Source organism: Streptomyces chilikensis (genome assembly GCF_001642695.1).
In the GTDB taxonomy this organism is placed as follows: Bacteria; Actinomycetota; Actinomycetes; order Streptomycetales; family Streptomycetaceae; genus Streptomyces; species Streptomyces chilikensis.
In genome coordinates this window covers 1-15,957 of the sequence record NZ_LWCC02000085.1, presented here as the reverse complement: position 1 = coordinate 15,957, position 15,957 = coordinate 1, and the positions used below count along the sequence as shown (strand labels likewise).

Annotated in this window: 15 protein-coding genes and 1 pseudogene; 6 read left to right on the top strand and 10 right to left on the bottom strand. The window is 73.4% G+C overall.

From position 1 onward, the window contains the following. Nucleotides 1–740: 740 nt before the first annotated feature. Complete coding sequence (locus A2U95_RS23370) at nt 741–1,223, bottom strand: hypothetical protein (protein ID WP_166026442.1); 483 nt, start codon at nt 1,221–1,223, stop codon at nt 741–743. 165 nt (nt 1,224–1,388) lie between these two features. Between A2U95_RS23370 and A2U95_RS23365 the strand changes: the two genes are divergently transcribed. The 3 genes and pseudogenes from A2U95_RS23365 to A2U95_RS32895 all read left to right on the top strand — a co-directional run. Then, nucleotides 1,389–2,552 (top strand): ParA family protein, encoded by a 1,164-nt coding sequence (locus A2U95_RS23365; RefSeq protein ID WP_166026440.1) that lies wholly within the window; start codon nt 1,389–1,391, stop codon nt 2,550–2,552. Continuing rightward, entirely contained in the window at nt 2,549–3,781 is a 1,233-nt protein-coding gene (locus tag A2U95_RS32900) for a ParB/RepB/Spo0J family partition protein (protein ID WP_240957853.1), read from the top strand. The genes A2U95_RS23365 and A2U95_RS32900 overlap by 4 nt, the downstream gene beginning before the upstream one ends. Before the next feature lie 117 nt (nt 3,782–3,898). Further along, nucleotides 3,899–4,095 (top strand): annotated as a pseudogene (locus A2U95_RS32895) (hypothetical protein); the annotation flags it as partial. On the opposite strand, the gene A2U95_RS23350 reads toward A2U95_RS32895, so the two are convergent. Then, on the bottom strand, nt 4,052–4,660 hold the full coding sequence (locus tag A2U95_RS23350) for an NAD(P)H-dependent oxidoreductase (protein ID WP_166026438.1): 609 nt from the start codon (nt 4,658–4,660) through the stop codon (nt 4,052–4,054). The pseudogene A2U95_RS32895 and the gene A2U95_RS23350 overlap by 44 nt on opposite strands. An 83-nt stretch (nt 4,661–4,743) precedes the next feature. Here A2U95_RS23350 and A2U95_RS23345 point away from each other — a divergent pair, with 83 nt between their 5' ends. From A2U95_RS23345 to A2U95_RS23335, 3 genes are all read left to right on the top strand, one after another. Next, the gene (locus A2U95_RS23345) at nt 4,744–5,322 is read left to right on the top strand and encodes a TetR/AcrR family transcriptional regulator (RefSeq protein ID WP_166026436.1); all 579 of its coding nucleotides are present in this window, start codon (nt 4,744–4,746) and stop codon (nt 5,320–5,322) included. Between the two features lie 47 nt (nt 5,323–5,369). Continuing rightward, on the top strand, nt 5,370–6,026 hold the full coding sequence (locus tag A2U95_RS23340; RefSeq protein WP_240957852.1) for a DUF6461 domain-containing protein: 657 nt from the start codon (nt 5,370–5,372) through the stop codon (nt 6,024–6,026). A 302-nt stretch (nt 6,027–6,328) separates the two neighbouring features. Next, complete coding sequence (locus A2U95_RS23335) at nt 6,329–6,739, top strand: hypothetical protein (protein WP_166026434.1); 411 nt, start codon at nt 6,329–6,331, stop codon at nt 6,737–6,739. A 30-nt stretch (nt 6,740–6,769) separates the two neighbouring features. Here the strand turns inward: A2U95_RS23335 and A2U95_RS23330 are convergent, their stop codons facing one another. From A2U95_RS23330 to A2U95_RS23295, 8 genes are all read right to left on the bottom strand, one after another. Continuing rightward, on the bottom strand, nt 6,770–7,633 hold the full coding sequence (locus A2U95_RS23330) for a site-specific integrase (protein ID WP_166026431.1): 864 nt from the start codon (nt 7,631–7,633) through the stop codon (nt 6,770–6,772). Nucleotides 7,634–7,856: 223 nt separating this feature from the next. Further along, the gene (locus A2U95_RS23325) at nt 7,857–8,831 is read right to left on the bottom strand and encodes a helix-turn-helix transcriptional regulator (protein WP_166026429.1); all 975 of its coding nucleotides are present in this window, start codon (nt 8,829–8,831) and stop codon (nt 7,857–7,859) included. Between the two features lie 56 nt (nt 8,832–8,887). Continuing rightward, nucleotides 8,888–10,654: an acyl-CoA dehydrogenase family protein gene (locus A2U95_RS23320; protein WP_166026427.1), complete on the bottom strand. Its 1,767-nt coding sequence runs from the start codon at nt 10,652–10,654 to the stop codon at nt 8,888–8,890. 185 nt (nt 10,655–10,839) lie between these two features. Further along, entirely contained in the window at nt 10,840–11,643 is an 804-nt protein-coding gene (locus A2U95_RS23315; protein WP_166026425.1) for a 4'-phosphopantetheinyl transferase family protein, read from the bottom strand. Beyond that, nucleotides 11,640–13,364, bottom strand: a complete 1,725-nt coding sequence (locus A2U95_RS23310; RefSeq protein WP_166026423.1) for a beta-ketoacyl synthase N-terminal-like domain-containing protein — start codon at nt 13,362–13,364, stop codon at nt 11,640–11,642. Before A2U95_RS23310 ends, A2U95_RS23315 begins: the two co-directional genes overlap by 4 nt. An 11-nt stretch (nt 13,365–13,375) precedes the next feature. After that, a complete protein-coding gene (locus tag A2U95_RS23305; RefSeq protein ID WP_166026421.1) occupies nt 13,376–14,065 on the bottom strand; it encodes an acyl carrier protein in 690 nt (229 codons plus the stop codon). 56 nt (nt 14,066–14,121) lie between these two features. Next, nucleotides 14,122–14,961, bottom strand: a complete 840-nt coding sequence (locus tag A2U95_RS23300; RefSeq protein WP_166026419.1) for an AfsR/SARP family transcriptional regulator — start codon at nt 14,959–14,961, stop codon at nt 14,122–14,124. Between the two features lie 275 nt (nt 14,962–15,236). Next, nucleotides 15,237–15,824, bottom strand: coding sequence for a ScbR family autoregulator-binding transcription factor (locus A2U95_RS23295; protein WP_166026417.1), 588 nt, complete (start codon nt 15,822–15,824; stop codon nt 15,237–15,239). Nucleotides 15,825–15,957 lie beyond the last annotated feature (133 nt).

The window sequence follows — 15,957 nt, the reverse complement described above, 5'->3', positions numbered from 1 at the left end:
CCTGAGCCGTATCCCCCGCAGGAGGAGCGCTCGTCATACTGGCGCCTCAAGGCGCTTCGTGAGCGAATACAGGGGGTGCTTGCCGGCGCCGCCCTGAGCCCCTCGCCAGTCGGCCCGCCACCAGCTTCGGCCCCGGCTCGGACAGCAACGGCTCGATGAGCGACCACAGCTCGTCCGACACGATCCACGGACGCGAGTTCTTCCTCCTCACGGACAGCCCACGAGCATCCGGGCCGATGGGCATACCGCCATCGACTTCTGTTGGGGCCTCTTGGACCCCTGCCCGATACCCAGGGACTGGCGGCCTCCGGATCACGTACAGGGAGGCGATCCGCCCAAGAGCGGGTGGACGATGTCACGCCAGGAGCGGCGAACTATCACGCCGTGATAGTTCCCGGAGTGGGCCAGGAGACCACCGATCGGCCATGTCCTGCCTCCAGGCAGACGTGGACCGCGGTGTGCCGGACCCGGGTGCGGTCGGCGAACCGGCGCCCGCGATCCGCTGGGTCTGCTCGCGGCAACGCGCCGATGCCACTCGCTGTGGAGGTTCGTACATCCGCGCCTACGGCAGCCCGCGCGCAACACCGTCCTGGCCGAATATCACGGCGTGATAATCACGGAGCCGCCGAAGTGCTCTGGGCGCACGAAGCGACGTCGGCCGCTCCGGGCACTATCACGCCGTGATAATCGCGCGGGCAGGGTGAGGCCGACGGACCGGTGCGGCTCTATCTGCCCCACGCTCACCGGCTGGGGAGAACGGAAACCTTGCCGACCGCCGCGAGCAGTTGGAGCGGCCACTCGGGGTCGGCCTGCCCGACGGCGAGACCCACCCAGCGATCGGATTCCGGTACGCGCCACACCCGCACGTCACCCGCGACCATGGCGAGCGAGAGAAACGGCTGGGGTGCCGGGGGCGCGGCCTCGCCGCATGCGTCCCAGCCGGTGAACGGCCACAGGTCGACGGTTCGTGAGGTTCCCCAACGCCGGGTCAGAGAATCGCTGATCGCGGCGAGTTCGGCGTCCATCTCGCGCTGGGCGGTGTCGACGGCCTCCTCGCTGCGGTCGTCCCAGAAGTCCCGGCTCTCCAGGAGCACGGCCAGATGGTGCCCGGGGTCGTTCTGCTCGGCGTTCCCCTCGCGTACGGGAAACGGCAGGACGCTCAGACGCTCGACGAGCGACACCCGCTCGGCGGTCGAGCAGGGAGGCAACGGCGCGATCGGCATGAAGTAGAGCCTAGGCGGGAGGGCCCGTTCCACCGCGACGCAGGACCAGGACGGGCGGATGGGAGCGGTCGACGCGGCAGGTGCGGGACGCGGACCGGCACGAAACCTGACCAATCAACGGCACGGCTGCATCAATTTCCCCACGGACGTCAGTATGCTGACGTCATGTCCTCTCCCTACCCCAATGGAGACCGGGAAAAGGTGGCGTCCAAGCTGCCCTCGGCCCTCCAGCAGCAACTCAAGATCCGATGTGCCGAGCTCGGCCTGGACATCCAGGACGCCGTCACCACGGCCGTCAACGACTGGCGCGCGAGCAGTCGTCCGGCGCCCGACATCGACACGGCGGGAGCCAGGTCGTTCTCCACGTGGCTTCCGACCGGGCTGTACGACCAGTTCAAGGAGAGCTGCGGCGAGCGGGGCGTCTCCTACACGCAGGGCCTGGCCCAGTCGGTCCGCGTCTGGCTGGACGCCAACCCGTCCCCCCGTTCCGACGCCCGGGGCGACGAGCCGGCGCGCATCGTCGTCTGCAACCAGAAGGGCGGCGTCGGCAAGACGGCCGTCTCCGCGGGCATCGCCCAGGCCTACGCCGAGGCGGGCAAGCGGGTCCTCCTCGTCGACTACGACCCGCAGGGCCACCTCAGCGAGCAGCTCGGGGTCCCGCAGATCGAGCCCGACCACGACAGTCTCGTCGCCCACATGCGGGGTGAGTCCGACGGCGACCTGCGCGAGCTCGTCACGGTGATAGAGGAGGAGCGCTTCGAGAAGCGGCTCCACCTCCTCCCGTCGTGCTTCGACGGGTTCCTCCTCGACTCCAGCCTCGGCATACTGTCCGCGCAGAAGCGGGGCTTCCAGAAGGAGGCGGCGCTGGAGATGGCGTTGCGGCCCATCGAGCCGGAGTACGACGTCATCATCCTGGACTGCCCGCCCAGCCTCGGCATCGCCATGGACGCCGGCCTGTACTACGGGCGCCGCCGCCGCGGCGAGGCCGCGGGGCACTCCGGCGTGCTGATCCCGGTGCTCGCGGAGGACTCGTCCGCCACCGCGTACACGATGCTGTCGCAGCAGATCGAGGACCTCTGCGAGGACCTGCGGATGGAGATCGACTACCTCGGACTGGTCGTCAACCTCTACGACTCGCGCCGGGGCTACGTGGCCACCAGCTCCCTGGAGCAGTGGAAGAGCATCGGTGACCCCCCGGTCCTCGCCGTCATCAGCGATCTGAAGGAGCAGCGGGAGGCGGTCCGCATGCGCAGGCCGCTGCTCGCGTACGCACCGCACAGTGACCAGGCGGAGGCCATGCGGCAGATCGCGAAGGGAGCGGGCCGATGAGCAAGGCGGACATGCTGGGGACCGCCCCCGCGTTCGGAGCCGCCCGGGGGGCGCGCAGTTCCCGGCGGACCGCGATCGAGCGGGTGACCGGTGGGGAGTCCGCCGAGCTGGCCTCGGTGACCGAGCTCCCCCTCCCCCTCATCAGCGAGAACCCGGACAACCCGCGCAACCACCTGCGCAACCTCGACGACACGGTCGAGACCGTGCGCGAACTCGGCGTGATCCTGCCGATCGTCGTCGCCACGGTCGACGCCTACCTGCGGGACCGGCCCGAGCGGGCCGGGGACCTCGAGGAGGGCGCCCAGTACATCGTGATCGACGGCCACCGCCGGCTGGAGTCCGCCCGCCGGGTCGGGCTCGCCACCATTCCGGTACGCGTGGACAACGCCCGCGTCAGCAGCGACGAGGCGCTGCTCGAGGCCGCGTTCGTCGCCAACTACCACCGCGACGACATGACCGACCTGGAGGAGGCGCAGGCACTGCAGACCCTGGTCGACCACTACGGCTCGCAGACCAAGGCGGCGAAGCGGCTCGGCATCCCGCAGGGCACCATCTCCAGCAAGCTGTCGCTGCTGAAGCTGAGCCCGGAGCTGCAGCGTGACCTGGTCGAGGGTGTGCGGAAGGTCGAGCACGTCCGCAACCTGGGGAAGCTCTCGCCGGAGGAGCAGAAGGCCAAGGCGGACGAGCGTGCCGCGGCCGCGCGGCGGGACCGGGACGCGGACGCCGGGGCGACGACGGGGGAGAGGGGCGCGGATTATCACGCCGTGATAGTTCGTGACGAGGAGACCGCGGTAGCCTCCGCGGACCGGTCGGTGCCGGTTCCGCCGGCCCAGCCGGGTGCGGAAGCGGCGGCGGTGACGTCCGTCGAGGCGGCGGGGGAGCGGCGGGTCGGCGGGGGAGCGGTGGACCGGGAGACCTCCACCGCGCCGGCGCCCACCTCCGTGCCGGTGGTCGCGGTGCCGGCCGACGCCCCTGCGGTGAGCGCCGAAGCCGTCCCGGAGCCCCGTGCCGCCCAAGCGGCGGACACCGGTGTCGGCGCCGGCGCCGATGCGGACCAGCAGCCCAAGAAGCTGCCGTACGACCAGCCGCTCTACGTCGGCATGCACCTCGAGCGGAAGATGGCCCCCCACGACCTGGGAACCATGGTCACCTACCTCCTCAAGCAGTTCCGGCAGAACGACCCGGCCCTTCTGTCGGAGATCCTGCGCGCCGCCGACGTGGGGGAGTGACCCACCGACACCGAGACCGACACCGACTCCCCCGACGAGCCCCGCCCCGGCCGAAGTGCCGGGGACGGGGCTCTCGTCCGTGCGAGACCTCCCGGGGAGGAGGGGTGACGGGTGGTCCGGGTGCGGGCACCGTCGCGGCGGGCCGGTGCCTTCGCCCCACTCAAGATCTGGCGGCTCCTGCGGCGAGCCCGCTGTTCCACCCGCCGCATCGGCACACCGTCCAAGCCGTCCACACCCTGCTGACCCGCACCTGCTCAGGACGAGGACGGCTCATTCGGACAACGGCCGCGAGCGGGCGTGAATGGCCCCGCTGATGATCCGCACCGCGCGGTCGACACTTTGTGCCGTGGCCTCGGAGGAAGCCTGCTCGGACTCGTAGATGAATGCCGTGGCACCGCGCCGGCTGCCGCAGTAGTCGACGATTCCGTGCTCGATCTGCGTCCGCAGCGCTTGCTCGTACCCGTGGCGTTCGTACGCGCCGGAGTCATCGCCGGCGATGGGCAGAAGATGCGTGGTGAGTGCCCCCAGTTTCGGCCGGAGGCCTGAAGCGGGGGAGTGCTCGAAGGCCCAGCCGTTGACGAAGACACGGTCTATCCACCCCTTCAGCAGTGCCGGCATCGACCACCAGTACACGGGGAAGATCAGCACGAGATCGGTGGCGCGCTCGAGGCGACGGTGCTCACGGACGATGTCGGCCGGATGGTTGCCACCCTCTTGGTACGCCCGGCGGTCCGCCAGCGTGTACGTCGGGTCGAACCGCTCCTTGGACAGGTCGGCGGTCTCGACCGACACCGGGTGGAGTGCCGCTTCGAGTTTTTCCCGCACGTGATGCGTCAGGGACCGGGGGTCCGGGTTCGTGGCGACCAGCAAGGCGTGCATCGACAACTCCGTTCTCCCAAAAGGCAACCTACCAACAGTAGGTTACTAGTAGTAGGTTACCGGTGGGTGAGAGACTGCCGTGCATGGCCGAGCGACGACTCTCCAGCACCGAACGGCGAGCCCAGCTCGTCGGAATCGCCCGCGATGTGATCGCCACCGAAGGCACCGACGCGCTCACGCTCGCGTACCTGGCGAGCAGAGCAGGGGTCTCCAAGCCCGTCGTCTACGATCACTTCCCCTCACGCTCGGAGCTTCTCCTCTCGCTGTACCAGGACTTCGACCAGCGACACCTCGCCGATCTGCACGCCGCGATAGCGCGCACCCCGCCGGATCTGCGGCAGCGGGTCGAAGCGATCGCGACGGCCCACATCGCGTGCGTCGTCTCCCAGGGCGTCGAACTCAGCGGAGTGGTGGCCGCGCTGGCCGGCACACCCGCCCTCGAGAAGGCCAGGCGGGAATCCGAACGCCGCTACGTGGACATCTGCCGGCAGGCCATACGAAGCGCCGACGGCGCCGCGGACCTCGGTGAGGAAGCGGCGATCGCCTTCATAGGCGCCGCGGACGCGCTCGGCCACGCGGCCGCCCGTGGAACGATCGACCCGGAACTCGCCCGTTCGACCATCACCACCGTGGTGCTCAGCCTCATCGACGCCCCTGGCTGAGAGCGTGTCCTACGTGGTGAGGCGGGCGGGGCGCTCGGAGCGGCAGCATGGCGAAGAGGAGGGTGGCCGGCGGTCGGGAAGGCGTGTCGGTGGGGCGTGGCAGCATCCACGGCATGACGAGCACAGGGACGGGCCGCGGACTGGACGTGTTCCGGCAGGGCGATTTCCCCATCTACACGCTGACCTTCGTGCGGAATCTTCCCCCTGCGGAGCTGCTCACCCGAATGGGGGTGAACCCGGAGACGCTGGCGCTTCGCGACGTCGTGGACGGGGCGGACGACTTGGGTGACGACCTTTTCGACGAGGAAGAACCCGTGGTCACCAGCGGCATCGACGGCTTGTGGACGTGGGCGTGGGAACAGGGCGGTGTCCACGGACTCGACGAGAGGATCCTGAGTCGCGTCTCCGCGGGCACGGAAGCCGTGGTGCTCCACTACAACGAGAAGCCGATGCACTGGTTCAAGTACGCGGCGGGCGGCGAGGTCATCGTCGACTTCCACACGCTCCAGGCGATCGAACCGACGGGGCAGGACCCGGCGAGACTCGATGACGCCATGAGGCCCCTTGGGCTCGTTCCTGGCCAGGTCGCGCCCCTGCACAGCGTTCTGGCACTCGTGGAGAACGCCTTCGATATCAGGCTGAGGCAACCGGATGACGTCGGCGATGAGCGGTGGAGCGGCAGGTTGCTTCCCCTGCCGGACTGAAGGTCCGAAGCAGTCGAGCACACGGCTGAACTCGAACCCTGCGGGCCATGACCGGTGAGGTTTTCGCCGGACGTCCGGACGGTTCCAGTGGCCCGCAAGGTCCTCGGCCTGCTTCGGGGCTCGGCGGCTCCGGGAGATGGCGATGCGGGCTTATCACGCCGTGATAGTTCAGGCGTCGGCCGGAGGGCGCTTGCCGGAACCGTTCCGAGCGAGGGTGCACGGAGGCGGCGACTCCGGGTTCGGCCGTGTAGGTTGCCTTCTTTGGATTTCGTCTATCCAGGTCTGTTGTAAGGGAGAGTTTCTTGAGGATCACGCTGACGGTCGACCAGCCGACGCCTGAGTTCCAGGAGAGGCTCCTCGCGCTTCTCGCCGACCACTCGGCGCACATCGAGGTCGACACCACCTGGACCGCCGAGCGGGCCGGACGCTACTACCTCGCTCTCCCCACTCGCGCTCGACGCATCGTCAAGGAGGCCGCCGAACGCGGGGGATACGTCAGTGCCGAGGAGCTCCGCGACGGGGAGGGCACCAGCCTCCGCGGACACAGCGCCGCCCTCAAGCGCCTCCTCGACCGGGGCGGGCGGGAGGGGTGGTGGCCCCAGGGCATGGAGCCGCCGGTCCAGGCGCAGGGCCCCGGCTTCGGCAAGGTCGTCGGCTACCGCATGCCGGACCACCTCGTCGCCGTCTTCCGGGACGCGGCCGGCAGCAGCTGAGGCCGGCACCCGGGCCGCTCGGGCCCGCGGTCAGTCGCGCCGCAGCAGGGCGCCCGGGCGCACGGGGCGGCCCAGGAGTTGCAGGACCAGGGTGCGGTGGGCGGCGTGGAGGGTGCGGACGGCGGCGCGGTTGATGCCCGGCTTGAGGGCTTCGGCGCCGTCGCGGGGGCGGCCGGGTTTGGTGGGGATCCACAGGTGGCCCGGGTCGCTGCCCTCCAGACGGGCGGTGATGTGGCCGCGGACGTCCAGCCAGCGGCGCAGGACCTCCACGGCGCGGGCGTCGAGGGGGTGGGGGCCGGTGTCGAGGTGGACGACCCGCTGGTCCAGGTCGATGTCGTCGGTGCGCAGCCGGTGCAGTTCGGGGACCGTGCGTCCGGTGCCGGCGACGAGTGCGGCGACCGCGGCGGTGCGGATGCTGGTCGCCGCGTTCGCCCCCGTGGGGCGTTTGACGGCGAGGGTGTGCAGGAGGCGGTCGGCCTCGTCGGGGGAGAGGTGTTCGCCGACGCTCTGCGCGGGCATGTCGATGCGGTCCGGCGCTCCGAGGTGGGCGGCGAGGGAGTTGTAGCTCTGCACCCGGGCCCGCTGCGATTCCTCCGCGGCCCGGGCGTCCGGTCCGCGCAGGGTGTTGCGCCGGCGGGTGGCTCCCTCGGCGGCCGCCTCCAGCCACGCCGAGGCCCGTTCGGGGTCCAGGAGCTCACCGGCGGTCAGTGCGGCCGTCTTCGCCCTGCCGAGGGCGTGCTCCAGGAACTCGCCCAGCAGGATCGCGCGGAGTCGGCGGGTGGCGAGGGCGTACCCCTCGCGGCGCAGGAGCTCGAGGTAGTCGTCGATCGCCGCGCGGGCGTCCCGGCGTTTCCAGGCGTCCTGGTCGGCGGCTGCTTCGGACACGGTCGGCATGGGCACCAGGGTACGGATTCCCGGGGGTGCGCCGCGCCGGTGACGGGCCGGTTCGTCCGTCGGATCGGTCCGGGGGGCGCGCACCGCGATGCCGCCGCGCCGGTGGAGCGCCCGCGCCCGGCGGTGTCGCGCGGGGCCGGCCCTGGGCGGGCGTCGGGTCCCGGGTGCCGGACGGCAGGGGGCGGACACCGGGTGGCAGATGTCGGGCGTTGGACACCGGGCGTCAGATCCATCCCCTCCTGGCCGCGTTCACGCCGGCCTGGAAGCGGCTGGACGCCCCGAGGCGGTCCATGAGCTCGGCCATCCGCCTGCGCACCGTGCGCAGCGAGACGCCCAGTTTCCTGGCCGCGGCCTCGTCGGTGTCGCCCTCGCTGATCATCCTGAGCAGCGTGATCTCCTCGGGGGTGCACCCCTTGTCGTCGACCTGGGGCGCCTCGCCGAAGGGCGTGCCCACGGACCAGACCTGCTCGAAGAGCGCGCACGCCACCGCGACCATCGACGCGTTGCGCACCTCCAGGGCGCCCGCCCTGGGGTCACCGGGATCCAGCGGGAGGACGACCACCTTGCGGTCGATCACGATCATCTGCAGCGGGACGGTGGGCACGGTCCTCATGAAGCCGCCCAGCCCGGTCATCCACTGGGCGTAGGCGAGGGTGTCGGCGTCGTTGCGGAAACTGTCCCGGCAGATCGCCCGGATCACCACGCCCCGTTCGAGCGCCTGCTGGTTGAGCGGCTGGGCGGCGGCCCGGGCGTCGGGGCGGTGCGCGCCGCCGGGGTTGAGGGAGAGGACCTCCGACCGGGTCATCCGCTGGAGCTCCTCCAGCCTGATGCGCACCGCGTCGATCCCCTCCAGGCGCAGGGCCCCGTCGATCCCGCGGTGGCGTTCGTGTTCGGCCGCGATCGCGGCGATCTCCGCCCGGGTGGCCTCGATGCGCGCCTGCGTCTTCGCCGCCTCCGACTCGGCGGTCGCCAGCAGGGCGGTCAGCCCCACCTCGGGGCTGACCGGGCGCAGCGCGCTGCCGCCCGTGGAGGACGCCCTCAGCAGGGCCAGGTCGCCCAGCTCGTCGAGGGCCGCCCTCACGTCGGTGACGTCGAGCGACGTCTCCCCGGCCAGGGCGGCGACGCCGTGGCCGGGGTGGGCGAGCATGGCGCGGTAGACCCTCTCGGCCCTGGCGGACAGACCCAGTATCTGCAGCATTGCTCCTCCACACGGTCGGTGCGCGGGACGTACGGCGATCGGTGTGCTTGCACGTCTCACCCCTCGCGCGGCACCAGCCCGTCGATGTCGTAGGAACGTCCGGTGTGCCGGCGTGCCGTCAGCTCCGCGAGCACGGCGCCGAGCGGCCCCGACGGGTCGGCCTGGGCGCCCGCGGCGGGGCGGCCGATCCGCACGAGCAGCCGGGACAGGGCGAGCGCGGCCCATGACGGATCGGCCAGGAAGGGGTCGCCGCCGTCCTGGCTCTCCCAGGTCCCGAGGACCGCCGCCGCGGCGGCCGTCACGGCGTAGCGGTCGGCCAGCACGCGTCGGGCGTGCTCCCCGGCCGGGCCGGGCACGGCCGTCGCGCGGGGGAGGCGCTCCCGCAGCAGCCGCAGCTCCGTCAGGAACGCCTGCGCCAGTTCGGCGAGCAGCGCCACCGTCCCGCCGAGCCGGCGCGCACCGTCGAGGCGCCCGGCGGACGCCTCCAGCGCGGCCCCGAGGACGTCGTCCCCGCCTCCGGCGCCGAGCTGCCGCAGGTCCGCGGGGGGAAGTTTGGCCCGCACGGCGAACAGCCGCCCGTCGGGTTCGGTTACGGCGGGTCCGGTCGCCGCCCCGCTCAGCCAGGGGATGACGACCGCCCGGCAGAGGGCGAGGCCGTCGGGTCCGGCGAGGGCGGCCGGCAGGAGGCGGCTCAGCCGCGCGTATCCGGCCGGGGCGGAACCCGGGCGTGGGTGGTCCACCGGGCCCAGCACGGTGGACAGGTCCTCCAGGCCGTCCCGCAGCACCTCCGGCACCAGGCAGCCGGCCGCCGCGGCCGGCAGGGCGGCCTGGCGGGGCAGCAGGCTCGTGGCCCGCAGCGCCGCGCCGGTCAGCGCCGCACAGGCCAGCAGGTCGGCGAAGAACCCCGCCAGCGCCCTGGCGTGGTGCTCGTTGCGCGGCGGCCCCGCCCGGTTCTCCGTCGCGGTCCGGACCGCCTCGCCGAGCACCGTGCCCGCCGCCGCGGTGAGGCCGTCGCAGACCAGCAGGCGGCCGAACGGGAGGGTGCGCAGGGCGAGGGGGACGCCGTCGCCCTCCTCGCCCACCCGGGCGTCGAGCGGCACCGGGCGGTCCTTCGCCCACGGTGCGGCGTGCGGCGTCGTGCGGGGGCGCCCGGCCGCCCGGTACGGCGGGCGTGCCGGGCCGGACGGGTGCCCGGTGTCCAGCAGCAGCGCGGTGTGGCTGTGCGGCACGTCGCCCTGGGCCGTGCGGGCGTACACCAGGCAGGAAGCGGCCCCCGCCGGTCCGACGGCCAGGTCGGTGCCGCCGTTCAGCACGTAGGCGCGCGCGGACCTCCGGGCGCGGACCCCGCCCGGCCAGGGGGTGTTCCGCCGCCCGGTCTCCGGGGGCACGAGTGCGAGGCGGCCGCCGTCCAGCAGCCGGTCCGCCAGGCGGCGGCGCTGGCCGGGCGTCCCGGCGGTCCACACCGCCGACGCGGCGGACAGCGAGGTGACCGCGTGGACGAGGGCGAGGCCGGCGTCGTGCCGGAACAGGGGGCGCAGCGCGGCGGCGAGGAGGTCGTGCCGGACCAGTCGTCCGCCCTCCTCGGCAGGGACGAACTCGGCGGTGACGTCCTTGCCGAGGAGCGGTTCCCCGGCCGGGGGGCGGGTGCCGTCCGTGTCCGCCGGCAGGCGGTCCAGGGGGGTGGTGCGCTCCGGGGCGCGCGCGGTCCGGGGCGGGCCGCAGGACGGGCCGCAGGGCGGGCCGCCGGCCCGGCGGCGGGGTGCCGCCACGGCGTCGTCCGCCGCGTCGCGCCGGGCGTCGAGGACCGGCGGTAGGTCACCCATGGCCAGCGCTCCCCACGGTTCGTCGGATCGGTGTGTTCCACCGTCCGACGAGCCGCTGGAAGGGTGTTCGAGGCCCGCTGGAGGATTGCTCGCGCCCGGCCGGGCGGGCCTGTCCCCGCCGGCCTCGTCCGGGTCCCGGGCCGGCACCGGGCCCGGGACCCGGACCGGTCCTCGGTCCGGGCGGGTCAGCCGGACCCGACGCACTCCGGGACGGACAGGGTCCGCGGGGCCTGCCTGCTCCAGGGGAAGCCGTGCCGCAGTTCGAGGACGAGTTCCTCGTTCTCCTCCGCCATCACGGCCACCGCGGCGAGCACCCCCGGCACCGGCTCGAGTTCCAGGAACCGCCACCGGCGCCCGTGGTCGTCGTCCGGCGGGCGGAACCCGAGGACGCCGCGGTCCTCGGCGAGGCGGAAGGAGAAGCTGTCGAAGGGCAGGCCCAGCCCCATCCCCCGCGCCTTGGTGTACGCCTCCTTCAGCGTCCACAGCCGCAGCACCCGCTGGTCCCGGTCCCGCCCGGGGGCGGCCCGGGCGACCCAGGCCTGCTCGCCGCGCGCGAAGGTCTGCACGATGGTGTCGAAGCCCTGGTCGCCCCGGTCGAGCCGTTCGACGTCCACGCCGATCCGGTGGCGGCGCACCACCCCGACGGCGCTGTGGCCGCCCGCGTGGGAGAGGTTGAAGTCCAGTTCCGCGCCGTCGCGGGGCAGTCCTCCCGCCGGTCTGCGCAGGAACGGCCGGCCCCGGGAGGAACGCCAGATGTCGGCCTCCTTCTCCGGGACGCCGCACTCCAGGGCCAGCACCCGGCGCACCAGCACGTGGGAGAGCAGGTACTGGCGGCGGTCGCGGTCGAACAGGAACTGCTCGAGGGTCCGCCGTTCGTGGTCGTCCAGCCAGTGCTCGCCCAGCACCGCGGCGACCTCGGGCCCCAGCTCCTCGTCGGGGCAGAACCACAGGCGTACGGTGCGGGCCGCCGGCTGTGCGGCCGCGCTCATCCGGCGGTCTCCCGTCCGTCGCGCAGCCACAGGGGGCGCCGCAGGAACACCGAGGTGGCCGGTGCGGCGTGCGGGCGGCGCGTCCGCCCGGCGTCCAGGGCCGGCCAGCGGACCTGGACCCCCGACAGCCACAGGCCGGTCACCTGCTCCCGGCGTCCGGCCCGCCACAGGGAGGCGAGGTAGGCGTCCGTCTCCGGCAGGCCGCTCAGCCCGTGGGGGTCACCGGTGTCCTTGCGGAGGTCGGCCGCGCCCCGGCCGGTGCGCAGGAACGCCTCGAGGGCGGCGCGCAGGCCGGGGACGTCCCGGACGTCCATCGCCAGACGGCACGGTTCGGAGAGCCTGCGCAGCCGCAGCTCCCCGGCGAGCGCCGGCAGGTCGACGGCCTGCGGGTCCCGCGCGTCCAGCCAGTCGGCCAGCCGCTGCGCCGACGCCGCCAGGTGGCCGGGGGTCGGTCCGGAGAGCAGGACCGCCTCGGCCGCGCCCTCGGCGGCGTCCGCCGCCGGTTCCGCCGGCCGCGGCGGGCACTCCTCGAGCACCAGGGGGGCGGGGCCGCCCCATCCGGTGGTCCCGCCGCCGGGGAGGCGGGCGGGCTCGACGACCGCGCGGCGGGGGGAGGTGCGGGGGCGGCACGGCCCGTCGTCCGGAGCGGGCGCGGGTCCGTTGCGGTCCAGGTGCAGCACCGCCGCGGTGACGGCGGCGATCGCGGTGGCGGAGCCGGCGTCGCCGACACGCCGTCCGGCCGCGTCACAGGTCTCGCGGGCGGCCGCCGCCTCCGGCTCCTGCACGAGGGGCCGGGCGCCTGCCGGGGCGGTCCGCACGACGGCGAGCACCGGGTCCCCGTCGGTGAGGGCGTCCCCCAGGGGCCGCAGCACCAGGGCGCCCGCTCCTTCGCCGGCGCCGGCCCGGGCGCGTGCGGGATGCAGCAGCAGTTCCGCCCCGCCGGCCACGGCGGCCGCGCACTCCCCGGCGGCCACGGCCGCCACCGCCATCTCCAGGGCGGTGAGGCCGCAGCCCCACACGCTGCGCGGCGGGCCGTTGAGGGCGAGCAGCCGCACCAGACGTCCCGCGGGACCCCAGGGGTCGCTGTGGGGCATCTCCCGTCCGCCGCGCGCCCACTCCTCGGCGCCCAGCAGGAGGTAGTCGGCGGAGGACAGCCCGACGAAGACCCCGACGTCCCGGCCCCGTCCGTCGAGGCCGGTGAGGGCGTCCAGCCGTGAGCCGGTGAGCCCGGCCTGTTCGAGGGCTTCCCAGGCGGTCTCCAGCAGCAGCCGTTCCTGGGGGTCCATCAGCCGTGCCTCGTCCTCGGCGAGCCCGAAGAACTCCGGGTCGAACTCGGCCACCGAGCCGAGGAGGCGGGCGCCGAGGGCGTGTCCGGGCAGCGGGGGGCCGGGCCGCGGGGGCGCGGGCGGGGCGGCGGCCGGCGGTTCGCCCAGGCTCCGCCAGAAGGCGTCGAGGTCGTCCGCGCCGGGATACCGGCCGGCCATGCCGACGACGGCGACGGCGTCCGGGCCGACGGGGCCGGGTCCGGCGGCGCCGGGGTCGGTGCGCTGCCGGAGCCTCGCCCGGGGCGGGGGGCCGTGCGGTGCCGGGGCGTCGTCCGGGGCAGGAGGTGTCTCCCGCGCCTCGGACGTGGCGCCGGTCAGGGAGCTGAGCAGGTGGGCCGCGTCGGCGCGGTCCAGCAACCCGTCGCGGTAACGGGTCAGTACGTCGCGTACGTCCATCACCGTTCGCCTCAGCCGTGCTGCGAGAGGAGCGTCACTGCCTCGTCGATGCCGAGCCGTCCGTCGCGCACGAAGTCCAGGACCGAGTCGACGTCCCAGGGCCGGGGGGCCAGGACGCGGGCCAGACGCGCGGCGAGCGCCGCCACGGTGGGATGGTCCTGCAGGACGGGACCGCGCTCCGCCGTGCCGTACACGCGGTTCACCGCGGCGAGGAACTCCGCGCCCAGGATCGAGTCGACGCCCAGGAGACGGAAGGGGGCCTCCTCGTCGATGTCGTGCGGGGAGCAGGCCAGCAGGGCGGCGAGCTCCTCCTTGAGGACGTGCTGGACGCCGAGGACGTCGGGTCCCGTCGTCCTGCCCGCCGGCGGCGCGGGCCGCGGCGCCCCTTCCTCGCGCTCCGCGGCCGCCGGGGAGGCGGCGGGGAAGGCGGACGAGGCGTGCCGGGCGAAGGCGACGGGAGTGGGGTGGTCCGCGAGGGCCCCCACCTGGACCGCGGTCCCGCACCGGCGGTTGACGTCCGCCACGAACTCGACGGCCAGCATGGAGTCGAGGCCGAGGGCCCGGAAGGTCTGCCGCGGGTTGATCTGCTCGGGCTCCAGCCCCAGCACGTCGGCCAGCACCGCCACGACGTCGGCGGTGAGGTTGACGAGAGCGAGCAGGGACCCCTCGGGAGCGTCGGGGCGCGGAGGGACACTGAGCATGGGGGCAACTCCAGGACGGTCGGACGGAAGGGGACGCGCGGGGCCGTCGGAGCGCGTCAGCCCGCGTGGACGCGGCGCTCGACGCCGTGCGCGGCGGCGACCGCCGTGTGGGCCACCGGCTCGGGACCGGTCATCAGCAGGGAACGCTGCAGCTTGCGGATGCCGGGCGACGGCTCCAGCCCCAGGTCGCGGACGAGGGTGCGGCGCAGGCGCTGGTAGGTCTCCAGCGCCTCGGAGCGCCGGCCGGAGCGGTGCAGCGCCACCATGAACTGGCCGTGCAGCGCCTCGTGCGTGGGGTAACGGCTGACCAGGGCGGACAGCTCGCCCAGCAGCTCCCGGTGGCGGCCGATCCTCAGTTCGGCCTCGATGCGCTGGTCCAGGGCGCACAGCCGGCTCTCCTCGAGCCTGCGGGCCTCGCGGGCGAGCTGCGGACCGGTCTGCACGTCGGTCAGCACGTCCCCCTTCCACAGGGCCAGCGCCTCGCGCAGCTGCCGTGCCGCCGCCGTGTAGTCGCCGGCGTCCATGGAGCGGTAGCCGAGCCCCGCGAGGCGCTCGAACTCGTGGACGTCGCTGTCGGCGTTCGCGGTCTTCAGCAGGTAGCCCCCCGGGGCGGTGACGAGGACGTCCTTCGCCGTGCGGGGGGCCGTGCCGGCCGGGTCGTGCAGGAGGGCCGAGGCGATCAGTTCCCTCAGCTGCAGCACGTAGGTCTGCAGGGTGGCCTTGGCACTGCGTGGAGGCCGTGCTCCCCAGAGCTCCTCGGAGAGCATGGGGACGGACACCACCTGGTCGGCGTTGAAGGCGAGCAGCGCCAGTACCTGTCGGGGCTTGGGAGCGGTCGGCGCTATGGAGACGCCGTTCTCCCGGACGACCAGTCCGCCCAGCACAGAGATGTCCATGGTCTCTTCTCCTCCATGCGCCGCATGTGTAGGTGCTCCTCCCCGCACGGACGAGCCGTCCAGACGGCTCGCGGGAGCACCTGAGGTTAAAAACAGGACATGCGGTTTGTCAATAAGAAACCGACCGTGCTGTTTTTATTCGAGGTGAACTTGTGTCTACCCGCTGGTAGTTGGCGTGCGGAGGGTGCCGGTCCGCATCGGCGTCGACTGTCGGCCCGCCGGGTCCGGGGTGTCCAGGGTGGCGAGAACGGCCAACAAAGAGACCGTGCGGTCTGTTAAACGACCGCCTCGTTGGACAAACGGGGCAGCAGCAGCTGCCAGAAGGCCGTGACGGTGTCCGGGGACAGCCAGTCGAGCTCCTGGGAGCTCAGCAGTTCCCACCCCGTCGTGAGCGCCACGACGGCGGAGGCGGCGGCGTCGACCGGGGCGTCGACGGCGATCCGCCCCTCGGTCAGGGCCTGCCGCAGCATGTCCTCCACCCACCGGTGCCACTGCCGTCTCAGGTCGACGCCGCCCACGACGTCCCTGCCGTGGGCCAGGCGGAAGCCGGCGCGCAGGACGCTGTCCGTCTCCAGCAGCGACACCAGCAGATGGGTGGCGTGGACCAGGACGTCCAGGGCCTCGCCGCCACGCGCCTCGGCGGACGCGGTCAGCCCGGCCAGCCGTGCGGACGCCTCCTCCTGCACCGCGACCGCCATGGCGTTCTTGCTGCTGAAGTGGAAGTACAGCGCGCCGTTGCTCACCCCGGCCCGGCCGCTGACGGAGGAGAGCGAGGCGGACGCGAACGCCTCCTCGGTGAAGACCTCCGCCGCCGCCCGTATCAGCGCGTGCCGGGTCCGGGTCGCTCGCTCCTGCTTGGTCATTCCGACCCTTTCTCCTGCTGTTGCCGTCCCGCCGCCGTACCCCGCCCCGGGTGTCTCACTGGGGCGGGTTGCCGTGTTTGCGGGACGGCAGGTCTGCGTGTTTGGTGCGGAGCATGGCGAGGGAGGTGATGAG

What these genes read in the sequence shown, in the direction of transcription:
- A2U95_RS23305 (WP_166026421.1), bottom strand. Translation starts at nt 14,065, where the DNA reads ATGCTCAGTGTCCCTCCGCGCCCCGACGCTCCCGAGGGGTCCCTGCTC.
- A2U95_RS23345 (WP_166026436.1), top strand. Translation starts at nt 4,744, where the DNA reads ATGGCCGAGCGACGACTCTCCAGCACCGAACGGCGAGCCCAGCTCGTC.
- A2U95_RS23325 (WP_166026429.1), bottom strand. Translation starts at nt 8,831, where the DNA reads ATGCTGCAGATACTGGGTCTGTCCGCCAGGGCCGAGAGGGTCTACCGC.
- A2U95_RS23310 (WP_166026423.1), bottom strand. Translation starts at nt 13,364, where the DNA reads ATGGACGTACGCGACGTACTGACCCGTTACCGCGACGGGTTGCTGGAC.
- A2U95_RS23350 (WP_166026438.1), bottom strand. Translation starts at nt 4,660, where the DNA reads ATGCACGCCTTGCTGGTCGCCACGAACCCGGACCCCCGGTCCCTGACG.
- A2U95_RS23365 (WP_166026440.1), top strand. Translation starts at nt 1,389, where the DNA reads ATGTCCTCTCCCTACCCCAATGGAGACCGGGAAAAGGTGGCGTCCAAG.
- A2U95_RS23330 (WP_166026431.1), bottom strand. Translation starts at nt 7,633, where the DNA reads ATGCCGACCGTGTCCGAAGCAGCCGCCGACCAGGACGCCTGGAAACGC.
- A2U95_RS32900 (WP_240957853.1), top strand. Translation starts at nt 2,549, where the DNA reads ATGAGCAAGGCGGACATGCTGGGGACCGCCCCCGCGTTCGGAGCCGCC.
- A2U95_RS23370 (WP_166026442.1), bottom strand. Translation starts at nt 1,223, where the DNA reads ATGCCGATCGCGCCGTTGCCTCCCTGCTCGACCGCCGAGCGGGTGTCG.
- A2U95_RS23300 (WP_166026419.1), bottom strand. Translation starts at nt 14,961, where the DNA reads ATGGACATCTCTGTGCTGGGCGGACTGGTCGTCCGGGAGAACGGCGTC.
- A2U95_RS23295 (WP_166026417.1), bottom strand. Translation starts at nt 15,824, where the DNA reads ATGACCAAGCAGGAGCGAGCGACCCGGACCCGGCACGCGCTGATACGG.
- A2U95_RS23315 (WP_166026425.1), bottom strand. Translation starts at nt 11,643, where the DNA reads ATGAGCGCGGCCGCACAGCCGGCGGCCCGCACCGTACGCCTGTGGTTC.
- A2U95_RS23320 (WP_166026427.1), bottom strand. Translation starts at nt 10,654, where the DNA reads ATGGGTGACCTACCGCCGGTCCTCGACGCCCGGCGCGACGCGGCGGAC.
- A2U95_RS23340 (WP_240957852.1), top strand. Translation starts at nt 5,370, where the DNA reads ATGGCGAAGAGGAGGGTGGCCGGCGGTCGGGAAGGCGTGTCGGTGGGG.